Source organism: Caballeronia sp. Sq4a (genome assembly GCF_023170545.1).
Classification (GTDB): Bacteria; Pseudomonadota; Gammaproteobacteria; order Burkholderiales; family Burkholderiaceae; genus Caballeronia.
Genome location: NZ_CP084252.1, coordinates 175,460 through 199,740, shown reverse-complemented (window position 1 = coordinate 199,740; position 24,281 = coordinate 175,460). Strand labels below are relative to the sequence as shown.

Annotated in this window: 21 protein-coding genes; 12 read left to right on the top strand and 9 right to left on the bottom strand. The window is 63.7% G+C overall.

Translation table 11 applies throughout. The features are described 5' to 3' along the window. Positions 1–345: 345 nt before the first annotated feature. Positions 346–2,586: a GAF domain-containing protein gene (locus LDZ24_RS20485; protein ID WP_248323945.1), complete on the top strand. Its 2,241-nt coding sequence runs from the start codon at positions 346–348 to the stop codon at positions 2,584–2,586. Between the two features lie 109 nt (positions 2,587–2,695). Here LDZ24_RS20485 and LDZ24_RS20480 read toward each other — a convergent pair whose 3' ends face one another. Then, complete coding sequence (locus LDZ24_RS20480; protein WP_248323944.1) at positions 2,696–3,094, bottom strand: pyridoxamine 5'-phosphate oxidase family protein; 399 nt, start codon at positions 3,092–3,094, stop codon at positions 2,696–2,698. Positions 3,095–3,785: 691 nt separating this feature from the next. Here LDZ24_RS20480 and LDZ24_RS20475 point away from each other — a divergent pair. Further along, on the top strand, positions 3,786–4,241 hold the full coding sequence (locus LDZ24_RS20475) for a histidine kinase (protein WP_248323943.1): 456 nt from the start codon (positions 3,786–3,788) through the stop codon (positions 4,239–4,241). A gap of 62 nt (positions 4,242–4,303) precedes the next feature. Here LDZ24_RS20475 and LDZ24_RS20470 read toward each other — a convergent pair whose 3' ends face one another. After that, complete coding sequence (locus tag LDZ24_RS20470; protein WP_248323942.1) at positions 4,304–5,398, bottom strand: tartrate dehydrogenase; 1,095 nt, start codon at positions 5,396–5,398, stop codon at positions 4,304–4,306. 106 nt (positions 5,399–5,504) lie between these two features. Here LDZ24_RS20470 and LDZ24_RS20465 point away from each other — a divergent pair, with 106 nt between their 5' ends. Beyond that, positions 5,505–6,485, top strand: a complete 981-nt coding sequence (locus tag LDZ24_RS20465) for a LysR substrate-binding domain-containing protein (protein WP_248323941.1) — start codon at positions 5,505–5,507, stop codon at positions 6,483–6,485. Positions 6,486–6,588: 103 nt separating this feature from the next. Here LDZ24_RS20465 and LDZ24_RS20460 read toward each other — a convergent pair whose 3' ends face one another. Then, positions 6,589–7,920 (bottom strand): LLM class flavin-dependent oxidoreductase, encoded by a 1,332-nt coding sequence (locus LDZ24_RS20460; RefSeq protein WP_248323940.1) that lies wholly within the window; start codon positions 7,918–7,920, stop codon positions 6,589–6,591. Between the two features lie 229 nt (positions 7,921–8,149). Between LDZ24_RS20460 and tauA the strand changes: the two genes are divergently transcribed. The 8 genes from tauA (at position 8,150) to LDZ24_RS20420 (ending at position 17,036) form a co-directional block, all read left to right on the top strand. Continuing rightward, a complete protein-coding gene (gene tauA, locus LDZ24_RS20455) occupies positions 8,150–9,184 on the top strand; it encodes a taurine ABC transporter substrate-binding protein (RefSeq protein WP_248323939.1) in 1,035 nt (344 codons plus the stop codon). After that, the gene (locus LDZ24_RS20450; protein ID WP_175942752.1) at positions 9,181–9,960 is read left to right on the top strand and encodes a taurine ABC transporter ATP-binding protein; all 780 of its coding nucleotides are present in this window, start codon (positions 9,181–9,183) and stop codon (positions 9,958–9,960) included. Before tauA ends, LDZ24_RS20450 begins: the two co-directional genes overlap by 4 nt. Further along, the gene (locus LDZ24_RS20445; RefSeq protein WP_248323938.1) at positions 9,957–10,832 is read left to right on the top strand and encodes an ABC transporter permease subunit; all 876 of its coding nucleotides are present in this window, start codon (positions 9,957–9,959) and stop codon (positions 10,830–10,832) included. The genes LDZ24_RS20450 and LDZ24_RS20445 overlap by 4 nt, the downstream gene beginning before the upstream one ends. A 582-nt stretch (positions 10,833–11,414) precedes the next feature. Beyond that, the gene (locus LDZ24_RS20440; RefSeq protein WP_248323937.1) at positions 11,415–11,771 is read left to right on the top strand and encodes a hypothetical protein; all 357 of its coding nucleotides are present in this window, start codon (positions 11,415–11,417) and stop codon (positions 11,769–11,771) included. Positions 11,772–12,547: 776 nt separating this feature from the next. Further along, positions 12,548–13,696 (top strand): glutathione-independent formaldehyde dehydrogenase, encoded by a 1,149-nt coding sequence (locus LDZ24_RS20435; RefSeq protein WP_248323936.1) that lies wholly within the window; start codon positions 12,548–12,550, stop codon positions 13,694–13,696. A gap of 223 nt (positions 13,697–13,919) precedes the next feature. After that, a complete protein-coding gene (locus LDZ24_RS20430; RefSeq protein ID WP_248323935.1) occupies positions 13,920–14,681 on the top strand; it encodes an SRPBCC family protein in 762 nt (253 codons plus the stop codon). 11 nt (positions 14,682–14,692) lie between these two features. Then, positions 14,693–15,865, top strand: coding sequence for a zinc-dependent alcohol dehydrogenase (locus LDZ24_RS20425; protein ID WP_248323934.1), 1,173 nt, complete (start codon positions 14,693–14,695; stop codon positions 15,863–15,865). 40 nt (positions 15,866–15,905) lie between these two features. After that, positions 15,906–17,036, top strand: a complete 1,131-nt coding sequence (locus LDZ24_RS20420) for an SMP-30/gluconolactonase/LRE family protein (protein WP_248323933.1) — start codon at positions 15,906–15,908, stop codon at positions 17,034–17,036. A 47-nt stretch (positions 17,037–17,083) separates the two neighbouring features. Here the strand turns inward: LDZ24_RS20420 and LDZ24_RS20415 are convergent, their stop codons facing one another. Continuing rightward, the gene (locus tag LDZ24_RS20415; protein ID WP_248323932.1) at positions 17,084–17,689 is read right to left on the bottom strand and encodes an intradiol ring-cleavage dioxygenase; all 606 of its coding nucleotides are present in this window, start codon (positions 17,687–17,689) and stop codon (positions 17,084–17,086) included. Between the two features lie 197 nt (positions 17,690–17,886). Next, complete coding sequence (locus LDZ24_RS20410) at positions 17,887–18,348, bottom strand: hypothetical protein (protein WP_248323931.1); 462 nt, start codon at positions 18,346–18,348, stop codon at positions 17,887–17,889. A gap of 42 nt (positions 18,349–18,390) precedes the next feature. Between LDZ24_RS20410 and LDZ24_RS20405 the strand changes: the two genes are divergently transcribed. Further along, positions 18,391–20,025 carry an ATP-binding protein gene (locus tag LDZ24_RS20405; protein WP_248323930.1) on the top strand — a complete coding sequence of 545 codons (1,635 nt, stop codon included), beginning with the start codon at positions 18,391–18,393 and terminating at the stop codon, positions 20,023–20,025. A 137-nt stretch (positions 20,026–20,162) separates the two neighbouring features. On the opposite strand, the gene LDZ24_RS20400 is transcribed toward LDZ24_RS20405, so the two are convergent. From LDZ24_RS20400 to LDZ24_RS20385, 4 genes are read right to left on the bottom strand one after another with little or no spacing between them, the layout of a single operon-like run. Continuing rightward, entirely contained in the window at positions 20,163–20,609 is a 447-nt protein-coding gene (locus LDZ24_RS20400) for a DMT family transporter (RefSeq protein ID WP_248323929.1), read from the bottom strand. Between the two features lie 22 nt (positions 20,610–20,631). Beyond that, positions 20,632–21,885: an arsenic transporter gene (locus LDZ24_RS20395; protein ID WP_248323928.1), complete on the bottom strand. Its 1,254-nt coding sequence runs from the start codon at positions 21,883–21,885 to the stop codon at positions 20,632–20,634. After that, positions 21,882–23,132, bottom strand: a complete 1,251-nt coding sequence (locus LDZ24_RS20390; protein ID WP_248323927.1) for an MFS transporter — start codon at positions 23,130–23,132, stop codon at positions 21,882–21,884. Before LDZ24_RS20390 ends, LDZ24_RS20395 begins: the two co-directional genes overlap by 4 nt. A gap of 3 nt (positions 23,133–23,135) precedes the next feature. Beyond that, positions 23,136–24,251, bottom strand: coding sequence for a metallophosphoesterase (locus LDZ24_RS20385; protein WP_250501235.1), 1,116 nt, complete (start codon positions 24,249–24,251; stop codon positions 23,136–23,138). Between the last annotated feature and the right edge of the window lie 30 nt (positions 24,252–24,281).

Genomic DNA, 24,281 nt, shown 5'->3' with positions numbered 1-24,281 from the left:
TTTCTAACCTCTCATAACGGCACGAACGTACTCGCCCTGAAGCAGTTGCACTAAGCGTCTATTGGAAAGGGAAATAACACTTCGTTCGGGACTGGTCGGGTTGCGTTCATTGAGCGCAAACGGTTTCGCGAGCAGATTCTTTGGTTGGCGGCGTCATCAGCCTGTCGACAAAAATGCGACGGAACAATGCTGGTAGCTTTCGAACGCACTTCATCCCGCCGTTCTCTGAAAGCATTCACGATATCTTTAGATGCGGAACAAAAGTTGCGATGCCGACCTTTTCGAAAAGCGATCAGCTGAGCGCTGACGAACGAATGGCCATTCGTTCGCCCCTTTCAATGTCCAATGACAACATCCCTTCCGTTGGAAAACGCGACGCTTCCAGAGAACGTTGCGAACTGCGATCAAGAACCTATTCACGCCCTAGGCCATATCCAGCCGCACGGCGCCCTTCTGTGCTTCGGGAAAGACGGCAAGCTCGTCGCTTTGAGCGAGAACGCGCCGTCGCTCCTCGGTCCGCTTCCCGCTGTGGGATGCGCTTTGACCGCAACGCATCTCGACGATGGCGCACGTGAAGCCATTCGAAACGCACTCGAGCACCCGCCTCTTGCAGCAGAGAGTTCGCAATGGCAGTCTCCGCTCGGCGATTGCTTCGACCTCGTCATTCATTGCTCGGCCGGCGTGCTGGTGGTCGAGTTCGAGCGAGTGCCCCCGGACACCCCGAGCGCCTCGCAGTTCGCGCTTTATTGCCAGAGGGCGATCCAGCGCCTGCAGGCCAAACAGTACGACGATGTCGCGGACCTGCTTCAAGAGACGGCGCAGGCTATTCGTGCGATGACCGGCTTCGACCGCGTCATGGGCTATCGCTTCATGGATGACGGAAGCGGAGAAGTGATTGCAGAAGCCAAGCGCGAGGACCTGACGCCCTACTTGCACCAACGTTATCCCGCGAGCGACATTCCAGCACAAGCGCGTCGTCTCTATACGCTCAATCCGATCCGGCAGATCGCGTCAGTCGCAGCCAAGCCCGTTCCTATCGTTCCGGGTGTCAATCCGGACACCAACGCGCCTTTCGATCTGAGCCATTCCGTGCTCAGGAGCGTGTCGACGATTCACATCGAGTATCTTCGCAACATGGGCGTCTGCGCGTCCATGAGCGTCTCGATCATTGTCGACGGCAAGCTGTGGGGATTGTTCGCGTGTCACCATATGCGACCGTACAGGGCTTCGCACGCAGTACGGCTCTCATGCACGGTCCTCACGCAGGTCGTCTCGATCCTCGTCTCGCAGACGCAAGCGCGCTTGCGCCTTTCGCACGACCACCAGACGCAGGAGTTGGGGCAGCGCGTCGCCTTCGATCTGACGCGAGCCGACGATCTCATCGCCGGTCTCACCGCGGCCGCGCCCGCGATTGTCGCGCTCGTGGATTGTGACGATGCCTTCGCCGTCGTCGATCAGGAAGTCGTACCGCTCAAAGGAATGGAAGTCGCGCATCGCGAGTCGATCGTGTCGCTCGTCGCGCGCGTCGTCGACGCCCGACAGGACATGCTCGCGACAGCCTCCTGGACGCGCGATCTGAACGACCTCGAACCCATTCGCACAGAAGGCGGCGCGGCCGCCGGATGCCTCGTCATCCACGTCGGAGGCGACGTTCCGGTGGCGATCGTGTGGGTTCGCCACGAACTCGTCGAGACCATCAATTGGGCCGGCCCGACCGAGAAGGTCGTGGCGCAGGGTCCGAACGGACCGAGGCTCACGCCTCGCGGTTCCTTCGAAGTATGGAAGCAGGTCGTCACAGGCTCCTGCCGCCCCTGGACCGAATCGAATCTGCGTGCTGCGCGTGAATTGCGGGCGATTCTTCAGGACGTCGCGCTGCAGCGCATGCGAGAAGCCGAACGCGCCAAGACCACCTTGCTTGCGACGCTCGGCCACGATTTGCGCAATCCCTTGCAGGCAATCAACATGGCCATGTTGCTGATGGGCCGTGGCCTGGCGTCATCGGTCGATACGGCCCGTCGTGTCGAAGGCTCGACGCAACGGATGCAATCCCTCATCAACTACATTCTGGATGTGAGCCGCATTCGCTCCGGTCTTGGGCTCGGACTCAAACGACAGTTCGTCTCCTTGCGCGACGTGATCGAGACCACCGTGGAGCAGAACCAGTTGGCTCATCCGGGCGTGACGATATCGACCCGGCTGACCGACATTGGCGGCGACGCCTTTATCGATCCGGACCGATTCAGCCAGGCACTTACCAATCTCATCAGCAATGCCCGCCAGCACGGGGACATCTCGCAGCCGATCGAAGTGACCACGTCGGTGCACGGGACCACTCAGGTCGTCGAGGTGAGCAATTGCCTGCGCGAACGTCCCAGCGTCTCGTTCGAAAAGCTGCTCGATCCTTTCAAGAGCGGGTCCATCGATAAAGCCAACAATCGAGGAGGGCTGGGACTGGGTCTGTATATCGCCAATGCGATCATCAAGGGACATGACGCGGCACTAGACGGCCGGTTCGAAGAGACTCGTGCGCGGGTGTTTATCCGGCTCGATCAGGACTCGAGAGCGAGTTCGCATTCGATGCGCTAACACTGGAGAACGGATCCAACTCCCACGTCGAGCACGAGCCGCCGCGCGCAACGGTGGCCCGTAGTTCGGTCCGGCTTTATGCGTTACGGGAGGCAGCCATGCGCTCACATCAGAGAGTGAGTTCGCCCTCGTCTTCGCCCGCCCGATAGTGGATGCGCTCGGCGCTCACCTTGATGAGAACGATACCGGGCGTCTGAAAGCCCTCTGCGAACCACTTCTCGATATCTTCGTTCCAGTGGCTTTTCATTGCCGGCTTCTCGCGGATGAGTTCAGCGCGGCCCTCCGCGGCCACGAAGAACGGCGGCGCACCGTCCGGCTTCGAACTGCCGGTGAAGGTCAGTGCAACGACAGGATCGGCCTCGATCTCCTGGACCATATGCGTCTTTTCGAGCGTGAAGTAGTAGCTGTCTCCGTCGAACTTCACGTCCCGGTTGTTGCTCATCGGCCTCGCGGCGATCTTGCCGTTCAGCGAACGGGTCGACAGCATCGCGAAATCGATCTCGGCCATTCTGGTTGCAAGGTCGTTCAACGTAAGTTCGCTCATCCGTTTCCTCATACGTGGACTGGTCTTCAGATGCGGACTTGCTCCGCAACGTTCATGCCGGTTATCGGCTGGACGCGCGCAGAATCACGCTGGCTGCCGCGTTTGCAAGAGCTGCAAGTCTTTCACACCGCTTTTCGATGCAGGCTACGGGACGGCGCACGCTGCTCTCGACCGTGATCGATGAATGCGTGGCTCGCTGAAGCGTCGGCTTCGGTCTTGTCACTGCGCCTCTCGTCGTCTAATAGTCGGCGCTATTGTCCACGACGAAGGCACGTGACACGCGATAGATCTTATTGGCACCGCTCCGACTTCGCCGAGGTAATGACCGTTCGCGAGCCCGCCAATCGCGCGCTCTCAAACGCTCGCAAAACGCTCAGTCGCTCGTGGCATTGCAAACCACGCCCAAAGAAGCCGCACGGACGTCCGCAGGAAACGACTCTGTCAGCCACAGTCGAACGCGACGATCGCATGGCAAACGAGTGTCTACATCACCGACTCAGCGGTCTCCGATTGGAGTGCTTTTTGCAGTTCGCGTGCTGGCTGCATGCCGAACTGGTACCCCGGGTCCCAAGCCAACGAGCGTGACGCTCACAGCCCGGTCGTGGTGCGCGGATTGCGCAAGCACTAGGACAGGGCGAAGCAGGCAGGGGGACTTATGACGCGCCGCGTACCGTTGGAGGATGAGCAGGAGTGTGCGTTCTGGAGAACAGGTGCGCAAACCGATGGGCCGACCGAGGATTGGCGGATCCTCATCGGTCACCGGGATGAAACGATCGGTGCATCGCTCACGTTGCTGCTGGCACTGAAGAAGTATCAGGTCGTTCACGCGAGCAGAATCACCGAGTTACGGCGCTACATGGAGAGTTGGCGCCCGCATGCGCTCATTCTGGACACCCGGCTGGACGCGGATTCTCACTATGCGTTCGTTCGCAGCGTGCGCAGGGACGATCATGCCGGCAGACTGCTCATTCTCGCGATGAGCAACATCTTTCCGCTGGATTCGATCTCGACCTTGAAAGAAGCCGGTTTCGATGGCCACGTGCGGCGGCCCTGTTCGGTATGGCGCGTGACGGATCTGCTGGACAGTCACTTTCACCGCCGCGATGTCTGACGGCCACCGCCGCCAGTCGGGCGAAGACGAGGACAGGCTTTTGCCGAAGCCGCTGCCGCGATCTACGCCGCATTGGCCGCCGGCGCGGCCGCGTTCTCGATGAAGGCGCAGACGGCTGCCGTCACCTGCGCGGTCGTTGCCGTGCCGCCGAGGTCGCCGGTATGCAGCGACGTGTCCGCGGTCACCGCTTCGATCGCCTGCATTACGCGCTGCGCGGCCTCGAATTCGCCGAGATGTTCCAGCATCATGACGACCGACCAGAACGTGCCGACCGGATTGGCGAGACCCTTGCCCATGATGTCGAACGCGGAACCGTGGATGGGCTCGAACATCGACGGATAGCGGCGCTCAGGATCGATGTTGCCCGTCGGCGCGATGCCCAGACTGCCGGCGAGCGCGGCGGCGAGATCGCTGAGAATGTCGGCGTGCAGATTCGTGGCCACGATCGTGTCGAGCGACGCCGGGCGGTTGACCATGCGGGCCGTCGCTGCGTCGACCAGTTCCTTGTCCCATTTCACGTCCGGAAACTCCTTCGAGACTTCGAGTGCGATCTCGTCCCACATCACCATCGCGTGACGCTGCGCGTTGCTCTTGGTGATGACGGTCAGCAGCTTGCGCGGACGGGATTGCGCGAGGCGGAACGCGAAACGCATGATTCGCTCGACGCCCGCGCGTGTCATGATCGACACGTCCGTCGCAGCCTCGATCGGATGACCGTGATGCACACGCCCGCCGACGCCGGAATATTCGCCTTCCGAGTTCTCGCGCACGATGACCCAGTCGAGGTCTTCCGGCTTGCAGCGTTTCAGCGGCGCGTCGATGCCCGGCAGAATGCGGGTTGGACGCACGTTGGCGTACTGATCGAAGCCCTGACAGATTTTCAGGCGCAGGCCCCACAGCGTGATGTGATCGGGAATGTGCGGGTCGCCCGCCGAGCCGAACAGAATCGCATCTTTGTCGCGGATCGCATCGAGACCGTCCGCCGGCATCATGACGCCGTGCTTGCGGTAGTAGTCGCCGCCCCAGTCGAAGTTTTCGAACTCGAACGCGAATGACTTCGTGGTCCTGGCAAGCGCTTCGAGCACTTCTGCGCCAGCGGGTACGACCTCCTTGCCGATGCCGTCGCCGGGGATGGTCGCGATGCGATACGTCTTCATGTCTGCGTCCTTCAGGTGTCGTGTGTAGCTGAACTTTACCCCGCTCGGGACGCAAAAACCGGTGCTAAACTCAAAGCATCTTTAACGTGCATTCACAGGTGAACGCTTGAGCGACGCCGTCCAGCCGTCCGATCTGAGCTTCTTCGCGACACTCGCCGCCTCGGGCAGCTTAAGCGCCGCGGCTCGCGAATTAGGGCTGACGCCAGCGGCAATCAGCAAGCGCCTCACGCAGATGGAGAACCGGTCGGGCGTGGCGCTGATCAATCGCACGACTCGCCGGATGATGCTGACCCCGGAGGGCGAGCTCTATCTCGAACATGCGCGCCGGATCCTCGATGAGATCGACGAGCTCGCCGAATTGCTTGGCACGGCTAAACATCACCCGAGAGGCTTGCTGCGAGTGAACGCGACGCTCGGCTTCGGGCGCAGTCATGTCGCGCCGGCGATTTCGCGGTTCGTCGGGAAATATCCGCAGGTCTCGGTGCAGCTTCAGCTATCGGTCACGCCTCCGCCGCTGACCGACGACACCTTCGATGTCTGTATCCGCTTCGGCGAGCCGCCCGACACGAGAGTGGTCGCGCGGCGTCTCGCTGGCAATCGACGCTTGCTGTGTGCCGCGCCGTCGTACATCGCGAAGCACGGACTGCCGACTACCGCGCACGATCTGACGCGCCACAACTGCATCGGGATTCGGCAGGGGGACGAAGCGTATGGCGTGTGGCGTCTGACTTCCGGCCGGGGCGCGTCGCGCAAGACCGAGGCCGTGCGGATCAAAGGCACGCTCACGACGAACGACGGCGAGATCGCCGTGAAGTGGGCACTGGAGGGACACGGCATTCTGATGCGGGCCGAGTGGGACATCAGGCAGTATCTTGCCGATGGTTCATTAATCGCCGTCCTTCCCGATCACGATACGCCGAACGCCGATATCTTCGCGGTGTATTCGCAACGGCATCAGCTGTCGAATCGCATTCGCGCGTTCGTCGACTTCATTGCGGAGGATCTTCAGAGCGAAGCGCATGGCGGCGCTGGATGGTCAGTCACGCGCGGCAGTACGACGGACGTTCCGAGCGACGGTGCTGAATAACCGTCGGCGTATGAACTCGTTGCGGTTCCTTGAAACCGACATCCGCCCGATGCCCGCACCAACGCGGCGAACATCCGCCGTCCCGCCCCGAAGCCTCGCCCAATCACCGCGCCTCGAAGAACCGATTCCCCGGCCTCGGCAGCCCCAGATGCTCTCGCAGGGTCGTTCCTTCGTAGGCGCGCCGGAAGATGCCCCGCCGCTGCAACTCCGGCACGACCTTCGTGACGAAGTCATCGAGTCCGGCGGGCAAGGTCGGGAACATGACGTTGAAGCCGTCGCTGCCCTCCTCGACGAGCCACTGCTCCATTTCGTCGGCGATATCCGTCGCGGTGCCGACCATCTGCAAGCCCGAATAGCCGCCCACGCGCCGCGCGAGTTCGCGAACAGTCAGCCCTTCCGCGCGCGCCATGTCGATGACGCGTTCCCGCGCGCTCCGGCTCGCGTTGGTCTCGGGTATCTCGGGCAAAGGGCCATCGGGATCGAACGACGAGACATCGTGTCCCAGCGCGATCGATAGCGAAGCGAAGCCGCTGTCGTCGTGCACGAAGGTATCGAGCAACGCGCGCTTCTCCTGCGCTTCGTCCCGCGAGTCGCCGACGACGACGAACGCGCCCGGCAGAATCTTCAGATGCTCGCGCGCGCGGCCGGCGCGCTCCACGCGGCCCTTCACATCGGCATAGAACCGCTTGCCCGCTGCGAGGCTCGGCTGCGCGGTGAACACGGCGTCGGCGGTTTCGGCGGCCAGCTGCTTGCCGGCTTCCGACGATCCCGCCTGCACCACGACCGGCCAGCCCTGCACCGGCCGCGCGATGTTGAGCGGCCCGCGCACCGACAGATACGGTCCCTTGTGGTCGAGCACGTGCAACTTCTCCGGGTCGAAGAAGAGGCCGCTTTCGGTATCGCGCACGAAGGCGTCGTCGGCCCAGCTATCCCAGAGGCCCGTGACGACATCGTAGAACTCGCGCGCGCGCCGATAGCGCTCGTCATGTTCCATGTGCTCCTCGCGGCCGAAGTTGCGCGCTGCATCGGGATTGGACGTGGTGACGAGATTCCACCCGGCGCGGCCATCGCTCAAGTGATCGAGGGACGCGAAACGGCGCGCGATGTGATAGGGCTCGTCGAACGTGGTCGATGCCGTCGCCACCAGCCCGATGCGTTCGGTCACGGCGGCGAGCGCGGAAAGCAGCGTGAACGGTTCGAACGAAGTGGCGGTATGGCTGCGCTTCAACGCATCCACCGGCATGTTGAGCACGGCCAGATGATCGGCCATGAAGAACGCGTCGAAGCAGGCCGCCTCGAGCGTCTGTACGAAGCGCTTCAAGTGACGGAAGTTGAAGTTGGCGTCGGGGAAAGCGCCGGGGTAGCGCCACGCGCCGGTATGCAGGCTGACCGGGCGCATGAACGCGCCGAGATGGAGTTGTCTTGAGTGCGGCATCGCGTGGTTCGGCAGAAAGTGAATTCGCGCCACGGTACTGCAACTCACGAAAACGTGCTCGGACCGGCTGCTACTTTGCTCTTCAACCCGCAACGAATATGGCTAGCACGAGAACGGGACAACGCTTATGCCGTCGGCGCTTCCTTCCTATGCATGAAAGATTGGTAGCCGCGGTACGGGAAGTGCCTATAGTCGATGGCTCGATCACATCACTTCACTTCCCCGCTCCATGACACACACGCTCCATCGTCGCCGGCTGATCGCGACCGCCCTTTCTTTTCTGCTCTCCGCTGCCGCCCTCTCGCCCCTTTCGACGCGAGCCGAGACACGCGAAGTCGTTATCGGCTATCAGGATATGGTCGTGCCGTGGCGCTATGCGCAGGCAAGCGGCGCCGTGGAGAAGGCGACGGGCTACAAGGTGACCTATCGCAAGCTCGGCAGCGGCGCGGACGTTATCCGCGCGCTGGCTTCGGGTTCCATACAGCTCGGCGAGGCGGGATCGAGTCCCATCGCGGCCGGGCTTTCGCAAGGCGTCGACCTGTCGCTCTTCTGGATTCTCGACAACATCAACGACGCCGAGGCGCTCGTCGCGCGCAACGGCTCGGGCGTGAGCAAGCTTGCCGATCTCAAGGGCAAGACGCTCGGCGTGCCGTACGTGTCGACCTCGCATTTCCATGCGCTCGTCGCATTGCAGCAGGCGGGCGTCGATCCGTCGGCGGTGAAGATCGTCAACCTGCGTCCGCCCGAAGTGGCGGCCGCGTGGGAGCGTGGCAACATCGACGCGACCTACATCTGGGACCCGGTGCTCGCCCGCGTCAAGCAGAACGGCAAGGTGCTCGTCACGTCGGGCGAAGTGGCAAAGGAGACCGGCAAGGCGACCTTCGACGGCTTCGTCGCGTCGCGCAAGTTCGCACAGGACAACGCCGCGTTCATGACCGGCCTCGTCAAAGTGCTCGCCGATACCGACGCCCAATATCGCGATCACAAAGCCGACTGGAGCGCGGGCTCCGCACAGGTGAAGGCCGTGGCCGAGGAGTCCGGCGCGAACGCGGCGGACGTGCCCGCGAGCCTCGCGCTCTACGCGTTCCCGACCGCGAGCGAGCAGGCGTCGCCGACCTGGCTCGGCGGCGGGCAACAGTCCGGCGCAGCGAAGTCGCTCGCCGCGACCGCGCAGTTCCTCAAGCAGCAGGGCACCATCCAGAACGTGCTGGCCGACTACTCCGCCGGCGTCGATCCACGCTACGCGCAACAGGCCGCGAAATGACGGCGCTCGCCATCCGCAACCTCGGCGTCACTTACGAAGGCGCGAGCACGCCGGCGCTCATGGGCGTCGATCTGCACATCGGCAGCGGCGAGTTCGTCGTGGCGCTCGGCGCGTCCGGCTGCGGCAAGACCACGCTGCTCAACTGCCTGGCCGGCTTTCTCGATCCGACCGAAGGCGAGGCATCGCTCAATGGCGAGCCGATCACCGGACCGGGCGCGGACCGCGGCGTGGTGTTCCAGAAGCATGCGTTGATGCCGTGGCTCGACGTGCTCGACAACGTGGCGCTCGGCCTGCGTTTTCGCGGCATGAAGCGCGCCGAGCGCCACGAGATCGCGCGGCGCACGCTCGCGCTCGTCGGCCTCGCGCAGCATGAACACGCGAAGGTGTATGCGCTGTCGGGCGGCATGCAGCAACGCGTCGGCATCGCGCGCGCGCTCGCAAGCGATCCCGAAGTGCTGCTGATGGATGAACCGATGGGCGCGCTCGACGCGCTCACGCGCGAAAGCGTGCAGGAGCTGATACTCGACGTGTGGGCGCGCACCGGCAAGACCGTGTTCTTCATCACGCACAGCGTCGAAGAGGCGCTCTTTCTCGCGACGCGGCTCGTGCTGATGACGCCCGGCCCGGGACGCATCGAAGAGGTGCACGAGCTTCCTTTCGCGCGCGAGTACGTTCGCAGTCGCGATGCGCGCGCGGTGAAGTCGTCGCCCGCGTTCATCGAATGGCGCGAGCGGCTGACGCGTCGCTTGCATCGAACGGAAAAGGAGGCGGCGTGAACCGGCCCGCTTCGGATGCGTCGTTCTCCGGCGCAACGGCCGCGTCGCACCCGGCGCGGCGCGCCGCCCGCGCAAGACGCCGCGCGCGCTATCGAGGCATGCCCGGCGCGGGACCGACAGCGGTGCCGAGCACGCTGTGCGTCGCTGCGCTCGCGCTGCTCTGGTGGTCCGCCACGCATTTCGGGTGGTTGCCGCCGCTCTTTTTGCCTTCCCCGGAAGCGGTATGGCGCGCATTCGTCGACGCCTGGCATGGCCGTCTTCAGGGCGGCCTGCCGCTCTCCGACCATCTGCTCTGGAGCGCGATCCGCGTGTTCGGCGCATTCGCGCTGGCGGTCGTCACCGCCGTGCCCGTCGGCATCGCGATGGGCGTGAGCCGCATTGCGCGCGGGGTGCTGGACCCGCCGCTGGAGTTTTATCGGCCGCTGCCGCCGCTCGCGTATCTGCCGCTCGTCGTCATCTGGTTCGGCATCGACGAGACCGCGAAGATCGTCGTCATCTGGCTCGCGTGCTTCGCGCCCATCGCGATGGCCGCCCGTGCCGGCGTGCGCAGCGCGAGCGCCGAGCAGGTGAACGCGGCCTGGTCGCTCGGCGCGAACTTCCGGCAGGTGGTGTGGCACGTCGTATTGCCCGCGGCGCTGCCTGAGATACTGACGGGCTTGCGCATCGCCGTGGGCTTCGGCTGGACGACGCTCGTCGCGGCCGAGATGGTCGCCGCGACGGCCGGCCTCGGCCAGATGGTGCTCAACGCGTCGAGCTTTCTGCGCACGGACGTGGTCGTCATGGGGATCATGCTGATCGGAGCGATTGCGTGGATCTTCGACTACGGCATGCGCACGCTGGAGCGGCGGCTCGTGCCGTGGAAGGGGCGTTGAAGGCATCCGCCAGCAATCCGATGCTCGCCGCTATTGAAAGCTGCGAACGCAGGTCGCCAGCGCGTCGTTGCTCGTATCGATCTGCGAAGCCGACGACCCGGCATCGGAACGGACGCGCCCGGCGCAAGCGTCATGCGTCGGCTGCACGTCCTGTCGACGCCGCATGATCGTTCGCCCTTCGGGAGAAGTGGCGAACGCTAGTTCCATTGCGTGGACACTGCGTTCGCGGTTTGCGGCGCGGGCGTGCATAGACAGACAGCATGCCGTGAACGAGGCCGACCGTTCTGATCAACCACGGGCAAGCGACCGCCCGACTGCTCGCCACTTGTCGAGTCCACGCGATGTCGCACACAGGCCGTCCGCGCTTAAGCGCCTCCTGAAGATTTGTAAAAGATGTTAAATGTCTGCGCAGACAAAAGTTCGGCGGCTAACATCATTCAAATGTAAGCGGCGGCTCGATATCAGACGAAGAACTGACCGGCGCCCCCTCTCGCCAAGCGCTTTTTACGCGGCGGAGGCGTGACGACTACCAATAAGGCTGGCGCCCATGAGCGCTGGTCCGTGCATACCTGAGAGATTGCCATGATTGACTTTCACGGCGAAGCGACGTCCGAACTCGATGCAAAGCCAACCATCAACGAGCTCGGCGCCACGCCAACGGTCCGCGAATCGAACGACGAACAGAACGAAGCGCGCGCGCCGGCCCTGCGACATAGCGAAACCCCTGGCCTCAGCGCAATCGAGAAGGCGATCGCACACTGCGAAGAACAGGTCCGATTGCAAGCGGACCGCTTGTTGAGGCAGATAGAGGCCGGCAACGACCCGACACACTCCCAGAAGCTATTGTCCAGTTATCAATCCAGCCTCATCGCATTGAAGCGATCGAGAGAAGCACTGCACAGCCAACACATCTTTCGATCGAGATTTCGGGTTCACTGACGACCGGCGCTGCGTCATGCACTGCTTGGCGATTGATTAGAACCCTCGTTCACGAGTCGCTTGCAAGCGCCCATAGCGCAGCGGCGGCCATGCGCCGAACCGCCATTGGCGCATCAGCGGCAGCCCGCAGGGCAAGCAAGCCGGGCCGCCGTCGACATCACACGCATTCATTATTCGGCACTACTGAGCGACGAGATGCCTCGCGTCGCCGAGAATGATCGCGCACCACGCAAGCACGGCGTGTCCGCGAACCACTTCCTTCAAGCAGTCTAGCAAAACCTGCAAAGCGACCGGCGCATCAATTCTCCACGCGGCACGACGCTTCGTCACGCGCTTAAAGGCAAGCCGTGCATGGCGGGTCCGTAACGGAAACTTTAACCACGCGCGACCACGTCAATTGACCGACGCAGTAATTCTGCGGCAAGGCCTAACTTCGATGTAAGTTGCCGAAGTCAATGGTACCGAACTAGTGAGTCAACAAGGCACGGATAGCCGGCGGGCACGCGGATCGCTGCCCTATTCGCACAGGCGACATCGATCAGATAGCGCTTCGTTATGCACTTAGTACTCCTATTGAACAATTTAAATGGAGCTGCCGTACTGTCCGAAAGACTTCTTCATGTGCTCGCCCACAGGGACGTTAGTGCCGAAAGCAACGTGCCGATGAATCAGGAGACCAACCGTCCGACAGGTACGCCTGCGGGTGTTCGACGCCGGTAGCCGCACAAGTTCTGTGCGGCTCAGGCTCTTTGCAGTCGCCTTTTCAGGAGATAACTATGAAAGCAGTTGTATATCGCGGTCCTCGCCAGGTCGCCGTAGAAGACGTGCCTGACCCGAAGATCGAGCGCCCGACCGATGCCATCGTCAGAATTACCAGTACCAACATCTGCGGGTCCGACCTGCACATGTACGAAGGCCGAACCGACTTCGAGCAAGGGCGCATCTTCGGTCACGAGAATCTGGGCGTCGTCGAAGAAGTAGGACCGGCCGTGGAGCGCATCAAGCCCGGCGACTGGGTGTGCCTGCCATTCAATGTGAGTTGCGGCCACTGCGTGAACTGCGAGCGCGGCCTCACCGCGTTCTGCCTGCACGCGAACGGGCCGGGTATCGCAGGCGGTGCGTTCGGCTTCGCGGACATGGGACCGTGGCCGGGCGGACAAGCCGAGTATCTCAGAGTGCCGTGGGCGGATTTCATGTCTTTGAAGCTGCCGCCGGGCGCCGAGGAGAAACAGACCGACTACGTGATGTGCTCCGACATCTTCCCCACCGGCTGGCACGCCACTGAACTAGCCGGCATGCGGCCCGGCGATTCGGTCGTGATCTATGGCTCGGGACCAGTGGGTCTCATGGCCGCGCACTCGGCCATGATCAAGGGCGCGCGCAGCGTCATGGTGGTGGACTGCCATCCCGACCGGCTGAAGCTGGCCGAATCGATCGGCGCCATTGCAATCGATTATTCCAAGGAAGACCCGGTGCAGCGCGTCATGGACCTGACGCACGGAATCGGTGCGGATGTGGGTTGCGAATGCGTCGGCTACCAGTGTCACGATCCGGCTCCGCAACGCCATGAGCATCCCAATCTGACGATGAACAATCTGGTGTCGTCGGTCAAATTCACTGGCGGGATCGGCGTGGTGGGCGTGTTCGTTCCCGAGGACCCGGGCGCGCAGGACGAACTGGCGAAGCAGGGGAAGATCGCGTTCGATTGGGGCAAGTGCTGGTTCAAAGGCCAGCACATCGCCACGGGCCAATGCAACGTCAAGGCGTACAACCGGCAATTGCGCGACCTCATCTCGGTGGGACGCGCGAAGCCGTCGTTCATCGTTTCCCATGAGTTGAAGCTCGACCAGGCGCCCGACGCCTATCAACACTTCGACGTGCGCGAGCATGGCTGGACCAAGGTTGTCCTGCATCCCGGAGGCTAGCCAAGCGCCGCCGCGATCGTAGCGGCGACGGAGTAAAAGCACTTGTCGAGGTCCATGAAACCGCGAACCGGCCCGCTACACCTTGGGCGATGCAGCCCACGGCGCAGTTCCGCGATTCATGGCCACGCGTGGCGTGAGCACGCACGTCGCGCTACCTGTCAGCGATCTCGCTGCACGGAGCCCTTCCGCGTAGCGAGGCAGTGAACTCCCAGGAGCATTAGTCATGGCAAGCAACATCGTTGCTATCCGATCGCACGGATCGTCGGGGCGCGGCCACATTTCGTCGGGCGTCTCGCCCGGCGAGCTCATGCAAAGCATGGGTTGGATTCCGGTGGCGCTAGGCGCGGCGCTCATCGTTTCAGGACTCGCAGGCCGGAAGAACAGTGCCGTGGCTCTCGCGCTCACGGCTTGCGCGGGCACGGCCGTGTGGAGCGCGGGGCGCGGTGTCCCGCTCCAACGCGGCAGAGCACATGACGAGGCGAAAAGTGGGCGTGCTCGCGCCGAGCCCGAGGCCAGGCGTGCCATCACCATCGGCAAGCCGGCGGACGCGCTCCGTCAACGCTGGCTCGATCCCCGCACGCTCCCGCAACTCCTGTCAGGCTTCGCGACGTTGCGCCCGATCGGCGAGAACCGCATGCGCTGGGAGATAAAGACGCCCCTCGGTCGCCTCTATGAATGGGAATCGGAGATCGTCGATGAACCCGGCGGGAGCATCGGCTGGCGCTCGCTGCCCGGCGCCGCCATTCCGAACGAGGGCTCCATCCGCTTCGACGCCGCCCCGAACGACCGCGGCACGGTAGCGACACTGCATGTTCGCTTCGATCCGCCCGGCGGCGCGCTCGGCCAAGGCCTGATCCAACTGTTGGGCGACACGCCGCTGAACATGATCGCCGACAACGCGCTGCGGCGCTTCAAGAGCCTCGTCGAAACCGGCGAGATTCCTACCACTGAGCGGCAGCCCGCTGCTCGCGCAACGAAGCGCTAAGGAGAACGAGCATGCGAGCACTGTACTGGAACGGGGTCAATGACTTGCGCGTCGGGACGGTCAAGGACCCGGAGATCATCAACCCTCACGACGCGATCCTGCGCGTCAGCTTGTCGACCACCTGCGGCTCGGATCTCCACTTCATCGATGGCTACATCCCGACGATGAAGTCCGGCGATGTCATCGGCCACGAGTTCATGGGCGTGATCGAGGACATCGGCTCCGAGGTGAAGCGTGTCGCGAAGGGCGACCGCGTCGTGGTGCCTTCCTTCATCGTGTGCGGACAGTGCTGGTATTGCCAGCATTCGCTCTACTCGTTGTGCGACAACACGCACCCGAAGCCCGAACTACAGGCACCGCTTTTGGGCGGACATACGACGGCCGGCATCTACGGCTACACCCACGCCTTCGGCGGCTATGCGGGCGCGCACGCGCAATACGTGCGGGTGCCGTTTGCCGACAACGACTGCTTCGAGATCCCCGACGGCGTCGCGGACGAGACCGCGCTGTTTCTTTCGGATGCCGCCCCGACCGGCTACATGGGCGCCGACTTCTGCAACATCCAGCCGGGCGATACCGTCGCGGTGTGGGGCTGCGGCGGCGTCGGGCTGATGGCGCAGCAAAGCGCGCGTCTGATGGGCGCCGAGCGGGTCATCGCGATCGACCGCTTCCCCGAGCGCTTGCAGATGGCGCGCGAGCATGCCGGCTCGGAAACGATCGACTATACGCAAGTCGACAGCGTTCTCGACACGCTCATGGAAATGACGGGCGGCCGCGGACCCGACGCTTGCATCGACGCCGTAGGGATGGAGGCGCACGGCACCGGGCCGCAATACGCGTATGACCGCGTCAAGCAGGCTTTGCGTCTGGAAACGGACCGAGGCCAGGCGTTGCGCGAGGCCGTGATGGCCTGCCGCAAAGGCGGCACGCTGTCGGTGCTCGGCGTCTACGGGCTGATCGACAAGTTTCCGATGGGCGCCATCATGAACAAGGGCATGACGGTGCGCAGCGCCCAGCAGCACGGGCAGGCCTATATGGATCGCCTGCTCTCGCACGCACAGAAAGGCGAATTGAATCCCGCATATCTCGCCACGCACCGCTTCTCGCTGGAAGATGCGCCACGCGGCTACGACATGTTCAAGCACAAGACCGACGGCTGCGTCCGTGCCGTGTTCGCGCCGTGAGTTCGACGCTTGTCATAAGTGCCGCCCGAGGAGATAAACCATGACCCGATTCACAGCCGCATCCGCCATTCTGGCGATAACACTTGTTGCGAACGCATCCTTCGCTCAGGAGCAATCTGGCGCTTCGCCAGACACGGCCCGGCTGCAACAGGTCGCCAGCTTCGAGCATCAGGTCACAGGCGTGACCGTTTCCAAGGATGGGCGCATCTTCGTCAATTTCCCACGCTGGACAGAAGATGCGCCGATCTCGGTTGCCGAACTGACGCCCGACGGCCAGATCAAGCCTTACCCGGACGAAGAATGGAATTCGTGGCGCAACGCCAAGAAGAACCAGGTGTCAGCCGGTGATCACTTCGTGTGCGTTCAGAGCGTCGTGGCGGATGCGCGCGGGAATCTTTGGGTCGTCGACCCGGCTGCGCCAGCGACGGCACTGGTCGTGAAGGGCGGCCCCAAGCTGGTGAAGATCGATTTGAAGGCGAACAAGGTCGCGCAGGTGATTCGCTTCGACGAGACCGTCGCGCCTCAGGGGAGCTATCTGAACGATGTGCGTTTCTCGTCGGACGGACGGTATGCCTATCTGACCGATGCCGGGGCCAAGGGAGCGCTCGTCGTCGTGGACTTGCAGAGCGGCAAAGCTCGACGGGTTCTGGACGGCCACCCGAGCACGCAGCCGGAGAAAGACGTCGTGGTACGCACCGATGGGCACGAGTTGCGCCGGCCCGACGGACGTGGCGTCGAATTCGCCGCCGACAGCCTTGCGCTTTCGCCCGATGGCGGCACGCTCTACTGGAAAGCCTTGACCGGCCGCACGCTTTATCGGATCGCGACGAACGCATTGCAGAACCCGCGTCTCGCGGAGAAGGACCTCGAAGCTCGCGTGGAGCCTGTCGCGCAGACGGAGCCGACGGACGGTCTCTGGATGGATGCCCATGGGCGGATCTACTTGAGCGCTATCGAACAGGACGCGGTCAAGGTTCGTGACGGGGATCGCATCGCAACCGTCGTTCAGGACAAGCGGCTACGCTGGCCCGACACGTTTTCCGAAGGACCCGACGGCACGGTCTATATCACGAGCTCCCACATACAGGACATGAGCTGGTTCAAGCCCGAAAACGGCCCGCGCCTCCAGACGCAACTGTGGCGCATCGAGCGTTCCGGGGCCTCGCAGTGACGCGTGCATGCGCGGACCGCCGCGCCTTCGCAAGCCGCACGCGTTACTTAAGCGAGGACGAAATCGAAGCGGGCCGCTTTTCGCTCGCCGGCCTTGTCAATCGTCACCAATAGCCGGCGATCGAACAGGGAATCCTGCGCGTTGCGCTGCTCGCCGGGAAAGTACAGTTGCGTGGTCAGAATGGCCCCGTTGCGCGGTTGCACCGTCACATGGATATGTCGTGTTCGTCCGGGGTATAGCCCGGGAAGAATCGTCTCCAGCCGGTAGCGCCCTTCGCTGTCCGCGAATTGATGGCCGCGGAGCCGGAACCCTTTGACGTCGTACTCGCCGGCGTCGTCGGCATGCCAGAAATCGAGCAAAGCCCCGGAAACTGCCCTGCACTGCGTCGAAACCACCCGTCCAGTGAGGACGATCCTCGTTCCATCGATGCCCGGTTCGAGCAGCGATGCCCGTTGCGGCGAGTGCGGCAGGAAAAACGGACCTGCCGTCTGCTGCCGCGTCGGCGCGTCTTCGCCTGCGCAGGCGGGCGTCGCCGGGACTTCGCCGGGCCGTCCATAGGCATCGCCGAGCGCCAGCAGCAGGAACGTCGACGGCAGCGCCGCAGAGTTGCGAAGAAAATTGCGCCGGCCTTGACCCGCGTTTCGTGTCTGCATGATGAGTGATCCTTCCTTTCCGAGCGTCCCGCCTGACTCGCTCATGCCCGTCATGGTAAGCCGGAATCGTCTTGTCGGATGCGCAGAGCGAACTGGTAAAAGACCCGGATCGAACGCGGGTAGTAAGAAGATCCGCCTATAAGAATCAGTGATCGCACGCATCAGCACACCGTATTAGACCTCAATCCGGGTTGTCCTTACAATTGCATTTCTCTCAGGTTCGTCAACGGCCCTCGGATTTTTGACGAACTTTCCGCGCTGCTCCCGCAACGGAGTCGGCGCTTTTTTTTGTCTGCCGCGCGGATGACCAAGCGGTCATCACTCCACGGAGTCCGAACGTAGCGATCAGCATCGCTCAGCACGATACCGACAGGTATGACGACGACATCCAGCATGAAACGAAAGACCTTGAAACAACCGGAGTCGAAGCGATGATCGTTCGCATCGCACAGCATCCCCTGAAGCAGCGCCTCTTGTTCGGCGCTGCATCCACTGCCGTCGTGTTGCTGGCTCAGCAGGCGCTGACGCTCGTGGCGCACGGACGGCTGACTTTCCTCTTCATCAGCGCCACCCTTCCGCTCATCACGGTGCTGTTCGGGGCGTTGTCGGGGCTGCTGCTTCTCGTAAGCGGCATCGCGTTCGGCGCGCTCTGGATGCAACCTCTCGGCAGTTTCGCGGTCCCGCAGCAGGACGATCAGATCGTGCTGCTCGCGTACTCGGTGGTCGGCGCATTTCTGGTCACGGCCGGGCAGCAATTGGCCAAGGTGGCCCGGCGCGCAGGAAAAGCAGAAGCAGCGACCCGCGATGCCGCCAATCGCCTCTTGCAAGTCGAGCGCGACGCCCGGCACCGGTTCGACGTGGCGCTGGACAGCGCCGGCGTGCCGTTTTGCATCCTCACGCCCGTCGTGCGCGAACGCCGTATCGCCGAACTTCGATGGGACTACCTCAACGAGGCGGCCGCAGCGCTATTCAATCAGAACACTGCGGTGGTGATCGGCAGTTCGACTTCGTTCGTGCGTCCGGCTGGCTGGGACGCCGATGTTCTGCTCGAGCGACTCGCGCCGCTTGCCGAGCGTCCGGGACGCGAGGCCTTCGACGTACGCGTTGAGGGTGAAAACGGCGAGCAGTGGTTTCATGTGGTCGCGGCGTCGCTGGAAGGTTCCGTCGTCGCCTGGTTTGTCGACGTGACGCCGCGCGTGCGCGCCGAACGGGCGCTTTCGGAGGCCGACCGCCGCAAGGACGAGTTTCTTGCGACGCTCGCGCATGAGTTGCGCAATCCATTGGCGCCGATCAGGCAGGTTGCCGAGATCCTCGAACAGCCGAGCTTAAGCGAAGAACGAAGAAGCTGGTGCATCGACGTGCTGCGCCGCCAGTCGGCCGCCATGGCGCTTTTACTCGACGACCTGCTGGACGTGTCGCGCATCACGCGCGGGGCGCTGGAATTGCGCCGAGAAACGGTTGCGCTGCGGGAGGTGGTCGACGAAGCGCTCGAGGTCGCGCGGCCGATTCTCGCGGGCAAAGGGCACGAGCTCGTTATCAAGCCTCCCGCCCGGCCATTGCATATCAAGGCGGACCGCCTTCGACTCGCGCAGGTGCTCGCCAACCTGCTGACGAACGCCGCGAAATACACGCCGCCGGGCGGGCGCGTCGAACTCACGGCGACGGCAAACGACGCGGAAATCGTCCTGTCGGTCGAGGATAACGGCATCGGTATCGAGCCGGACAAGTTGTCCGCCATCTTCGCCATGTTCTCGCAGGTGAATCGCGATCAGCACCGCCAGGGCGGTCTTGGTATCGGGCTGGCGCTGTCGAAATCGCTGATCGAGCTGCATGGAGGCCGACTGACCGCGTCGAGCGGTGGAAAAGATCGGGGGAGCCGCTTCTCCATTCATCTTCCGGCCGCGTCGCGGGTGTTGTCACCGCCGGCTTCGCCGCGCGTCCCGGCTGCCGATCGTTCGTCGGTTCCGACGCATCGCATTCTGGTCGTCGACGACAATGTCGACGCAGCAGACGCAATGACGGCATTCCTGCAAATGGAGGGGCACGAAGTACGGACCGCCTATTCCGGCGAGGAAGCCGTCGCGCTTCTCGGCCACTACAGCCCGAAGGTGATTCTGCTCGACCTCGGCTTGCCCGGCATCAGCGGAATCGACGTGGCTCGCCACATCCGGGCAACGCCTTCGACGAACGACGTGACGCTCATCGCCATCACCGGATGGGGTCAGCCGCAAGACCGGGCAAGCACCGCGGACGCCGGATTCGATTTCCACTTCACGAAACCAGTGGATGTAGGTCAACTCAACCGCGCGATCGAGAGCGCCGTCCTCGCCACCTAGTGAAACGAGAGCAGGTGCGCGCCGCCCGGTCCCGCTGAACGCGCCGCAGGCGGTCGCCTTTCGAACGCTTCATGAAGCGAATGCGCAGTACGAGCGCGCGCGCTGGCACCATCCAGGAAGCGGCCAGTCGAGAAGCCTCAGAATCGCATGACGAGCGCGACGCCCGCGATCATCAACACGGTGCCGAGCGCGCGCAGCCCGCTCAGCGGATGCTCGGCCACGCCGATCCATCCGAAGTGGTCGATCGCGACAGATGCGACCAGATTCGCGCAGATGGTCAGGCCATTGAGCGTGCCGACGCCCACTTTCTGCACGAGCGTCAGACCGGCAAACACCGCGACGGCGCCTACGATGCCCCCGAGCGGCGCCCACCACTTCATGCCGCGCAACGCGTCGAGCGTCGGCAACGGCGTCGGCTGGATGCAGAACAGGGCGATGGCGAGGAACGTGACGAGCAGGAACGACACGCTCGACGCAAGCCACGGATTGACGAGCGCGGCCTTGAGCTCGCCATTGATCGGCGCGCCCGCAGCCTGAAGAATGCCGCCCACGATGATGAAGGGATAGATCCACGCGCTGCTCATTCTCGTCCTCCGTCTGTGAAGATCAATGCCCGGTCAGCAGGCGGCAGCCCAGCGCCAGCACGAGCGCGGGAGGCATGACGACGATGCCGACTTTCAGAAACTGCATGAAGCTCACTTCCTCGCCTTCGCGCCGAATCGACGACAGCCAGAGAATTGTCGCGAGCGAGCCGGTGATCGAGAGATTCGGGCCGAGGTCCACGCCGATCAGCAGGGCATCGATGACGCGCTCCGGACTGTGCGCCTGCAAGGCCGTCGCGCTCGCGATGAGCCCGGCGGGCAGGTTGTTGATCGCGTTGCTGCCGAAGGCGATGACGAGTCCCGATACCGCCGCTGTCATCGACTGATCGTGTTGCGTCGACTGTCTCAGCAGCGCCGAGATCTCGCGTATGACGCCCGTGTGATCGAGCACTTCGACCAGCACGAAAAGGCCCGCGACGAGCGGCAACACGCTCCACGATAGGTCGCTGACGAGCTTGACCGGTGACTCGCGCTCTTTGATCAGCACGATGAGCGCCGTCAGGACGCCGAGAATCGCCGTCGGCAAACCGAGTTGCAGGTCGAACGCCGACACGATGAGCAGCGCGACCGCCGTCACGCCGATGCTCGCCAGCGTGACCTTGCCGTTCGCGCTGAGTCTTTCGACGGGCAGGTCGCGCGCGCATTCTCCGTTCAGGGCCTTACGCTGCGTCCAGCGCAACATGACGAACGTGGCGACGATCGACATCACCGACGGCAACGCGAAGCGCGCCACCCAGAGACCGAGCGCCGGTGTGTGGTTCGCATAGAGCACGAGGTTGGCTGGGTTCGAGATCGGCAAGACGAAGCTCGCTGCGTTGGCGATGAACGCGCAGACATAGAGCATCGGAAGCGGCTTCGATCGCGCTTTCTTCGCGGCGGCGAACACGGCGGGCGTGAGCACGACGGCGGCCGCGTCGTTCGAGAGGAACGTCGTCACCACGACACCGACGAGATAGACGAGCAGGAAGAGCTTACGAGGCGATCCGTGGGCATAGTTCACGGCATGCGCCGCAACCCAGTCGAAAAGGCCTTCGCGACGGCCGAGTTCCGACAGCAGCATCATGCCGATGAGAAACAGATAAACGTCCGAGCCCTTGCCGACCGCTTGCCACGCGAGCTGCGCGGGAAGCAGCCCGAGCGCGACGAGCACGACGGCGCCCGCCACCGCCCAGATCGCCTCGGGCCAGCGGAAAGGCCGCAAGATCACGCCGGCAGTGGCGGCGAACGCAATGCCCCAGGAGAGAAAGGTCGGATTCATATGGCGAGACGAGATTCGTGAGTGACGTCGCGGCGAACGCCGCACGCTTTCTTGAGCGTTTTGCTGAAGAGGAGCCACAGCGCGAGCGATCCCGTCGATACCGCGCCCAGCACCAGAAAAGCGCTCGCGTAGCCGAAGTGTTGCGCGAGCACGCCGCCGAGCGCGGGACTCAGCGCGGCACCGAGACCCTGCACCGTCATCACGACGCCCTGCCCGACATTCACCCGTCCCGTGCCCTGCAAGAGCCGCACGACCAGCGCGGGCACCGCGACGCTTTGCAGCCCCGCGCCGATGCCGTCGAGCGCCTGCACCGGCCAGACGCCCCACGCGGTGATGAACATCGCGGCGACCACGCCGCGCACCGGCAGCGCGAGAAACGTGATGAGCATCACGCCCCAGTAGCCGATTCTCTGGATCAGGCGGTTCGCGAAATACGCGGCGGCCACCATCACGAGCTGAGCGACGACGATGGTCTGCGCGGTGAACGCGCTCGGATCGCCCTGATGCGCCGCGACGACCGCGAGGCCGTAGAGCGGCAGCATCGCGGCATTGCCCAGATGGAACATGGCGAGCGCCGCCGCGAGCAGCAGCAAGGGCCGGCAGGTCAACAAGACGCGAAAGCCGCTTGCATGCTCATGCTGATGCGCGCGTTCATGCTCGTTCGATGCCGCGCCGCCGAGACCACGTGCGCTGTCGTGATCGATCGCGTCGCGTCGAATGAGCAGCGTCGCGATGATCGTCAGGATGCCGAACACGCCGGCAAGCACGAACACCGCGCCGAAGCCGTATCGCCATCCGAGCCAGCCCGAGAGCGCGGCGCCCACCACGTTGCCCGCATGATTGGCCACCTGATTGCGGCCGAACTGCCGGTCGAAGCCCTTTTCGCGCACGATGCCCAAGGTCACGCCGGCCACGGCCGGACCGAGCGCGGCCCCCGTCACGGCCGTGCAAATCTGCGAGGCCGCCACGATCCAGTAACCATGCGACAGCCACAGCACGAGCGACGCGAGCGTGGTCATCACCCCGGCGACCACGATGATGCCGCGCTTGTGATGCGTGGCATCGACGAGCGCGCCGGCTGGCGAGGTCGCGAGCATGCCCGCGATGCCGCCGAGCGTCATGACCGTGCCGATGGCCTCGGGATGCCAGCCCTGCGCCTGCAGAAAGACGCCGAGAAACGGCCCGATGCCCGCCTGCACATCGGCCATGAAGAAGTTCAGTCCTTCGAGCGCGTACTGGGGATTCATGGTTCACCAATGACGACCGTTCTTGTTGGGGCCGAGCTGCGAGCCGAGGATGCCGTGCTCGGGCCAGGGTTCCACGGCGTGCGCATCCGTGCCGAGCGCGGCGTAGTGCCTGAGGTGCTTCTCCGCATGCCCTGCCGGTTGCAGCGTGATCGCGTCCTCGCCGCTTCGCCCGTCAGCGGTGCGGGCAGTCACCGTCAGGCGCGCTCGGTAACCTGTTGCGGCAGCCGGAAGAACCGCTTGCCAGATGCCGGTTTCGTCGGCGCTCCGGGAGAACGGAATCGGCATGCCGTCGAGATGGCCGGTGACGGACACGACGTCGTCATTGGAAACCAGCACGCGCACGCGCGTCGCGTCCACGTTTCTCGGCGCGGAGCGGCTGCGATGCAGCCTCCTGTCGGACGGACGCGTGATCATGACGAAGGGCCACGAGGCATCGAGCGGGTGGAACTTCCAGCTGACGACACCGCTATCCACCGCCGCGACCGAGAATCCCGGGCGACCATCGTCTTCTTCGACCTGTCCGGTCGAACGGGTCGCCGCGTAGACGACCCAGCCGTCGTTTAGCAACTCGTTGTAGTGGGTGTGCCCGGTGTCGACCATCGCGACGTTCGCGCGCGCGAACGCCGAAGCCAGCGCGTGTCCATCGGCGATATCGCCGGGATAGGCGTGCATGAAGACGACGGGCGGCTCCGGGTCGCGAGCGGATAGCGCGAGTTCTTGCTCGAGCCACTGAAAATCAGGACCCGACAGCCTGAAGTCCGGCCCGCCGCGTCCGGCGGATACGACGTCCAGAAAGACGCACCGGTGGCCCTTCACGATGCGCGACATCGGCAACGCGGCGTTCGCAAAGGCGTTGAAGGCGTCGAGGTGGCCGGGCTCGTAATCGTGATCGCCGGGTATCGCATGAAGCGGCAGCGTCAGGCGGGCCACTTCGTCGGCTATCTTGCGGTACTGTTCGGGCGTGCCGTTGTTCGCGTTGTCGCCCGGAAGAAACGCGAAGTCCACCCGGTCGGACAAGTGGCGGTTGATCACGCGGATCATCGACTTCAGATGATCGAGACTCTCGTACTGGTCGTCGCCCGAGGCATGAAGGTCCCCGAAGTGCACCCAGCTCAACATGACACATGCTCCTTGAACGAATGGAAAGCT

What these genes read in the sequence shown, in the direction of transcription:
- LDZ24_RS20485 (WP_248323945.1), top strand. Translation starts at nt 346, where the DNA reads ATGACAACATCCCTTCCGTTGGAAAACGCGACGCTTCCAGAGAACGTT.
- LDZ24_RS20480 (WP_248323944.1), bottom strand. Translation starts at nt 3,094, where the DNA reads ATGGCCGAGATCGATTTCGCGATGCTGTCGACCCGTTCGCTGAACGGC.
- LDZ24_RS20475 (WP_248323943.1), top strand. Translation starts at nt 3,786, where the DNA reads ATGACGCGCCGCGTACCGTTGGAGGATGAGCAGGAGTGTGCGTTCTGG.
- LDZ24_RS20470 (WP_248323942.1), bottom strand. Translation starts at nt 5,398, where the DNA reads ATGAAGACGTATCGCATCGCGACCATCCCCGGCGACGGCATCGGCAAG.
- LDZ24_RS20460 (WP_248323940.1), bottom strand. Translation starts at nt 7,920, where the DNA reads ATGCCGCACTCAAGACAACTCCATCTCGGCGCGTTCATGCGCCCGGTC.
- tauA (WP_248323939.1), top strand. Translation starts at nt 8,150, where the DNA reads ATGACACACACGCTCCATCGTCGCCGGCTGATCGCGACCGCCCTTTCT.
- LDZ24_RS20450 (WP_175942752.1), top strand. Translation starts at nt 9,181, where the DNA reads ATGACGGCGCTCGCCATCCGCAACCTCGGCGTCACTTACGAAGGCGCG.
- LDZ24_RS20440 (WP_248323937.1), top strand. Translation starts at nt 11,415, where the DNA reads ATGATTGACTTTCACGGCGAAGCGACGTCCGAACTCGATGCAAAGCCA.
- LDZ24_RS20435 (WP_248323936.1), top strand. Translation starts at nt 12,548, where the DNA reads ATGAAAGCAGTTGTATATCGCGGTCCTCGCCAGGTCGCCGTAGAAGAC.
- LDZ24_RS20430 (WP_248323935.1), top strand. Translation starts at nt 13,920, where the DNA reads ATGGCAAGCAACATCGTTGCTATCCGATCGCACGGATCGTCGGGGCGC.
- LDZ24_RS20425 (WP_248323934.1), top strand. Translation starts at nt 14,693, where the DNA reads ATGCGAGCACTGTACTGGAACGGGGTCAATGACTTGCGCGTCGGGACG.
- LDZ24_RS20420 (WP_248323933.1), top strand. Translation starts at nt 15,906, where the DNA reads ATGACCCGATTCACAGCCGCATCCGCCATTCTGGCGATAACACTTGTT.
- LDZ24_RS20415 (WP_248323932.1), bottom strand. Translation starts at nt 17,689, where the DNA reads ATGCAGACACGAAACGCGGGTCAAGGCCGGCGCAATTTTCTTCGCAAC.
- LDZ24_RS20400 (WP_248323929.1), bottom strand. Translation starts at nt 20,609, where the DNA reads ATGAGCAGCGCGTGGATCTATCCCTTCATCATCGTGGGCGGCATTCTT.
- LDZ24_RS20395 (WP_248323928.1), bottom strand. Translation starts at nt 21,885, where the DNA reads ATGAATCCGACCTTTCTCTCCTGGGGCATTGCGTTCGCCGCCACTGCC.
- LDZ24_RS20390 (WP_248323927.1), bottom strand. Translation starts at nt 23,132, where the DNA reads ATGAATCCCCAGTACGCGCTCGAAGGACTGAACTTCTTCATGGCCGAT.
- LDZ24_RS20385 (WP_250501235.1), bottom strand. Translation starts at nt 24,251, where the DNA reads ATGTTGAGCTGGGTGCACTTCGGGGACCTTCATGCCTCGGGCGACGAC.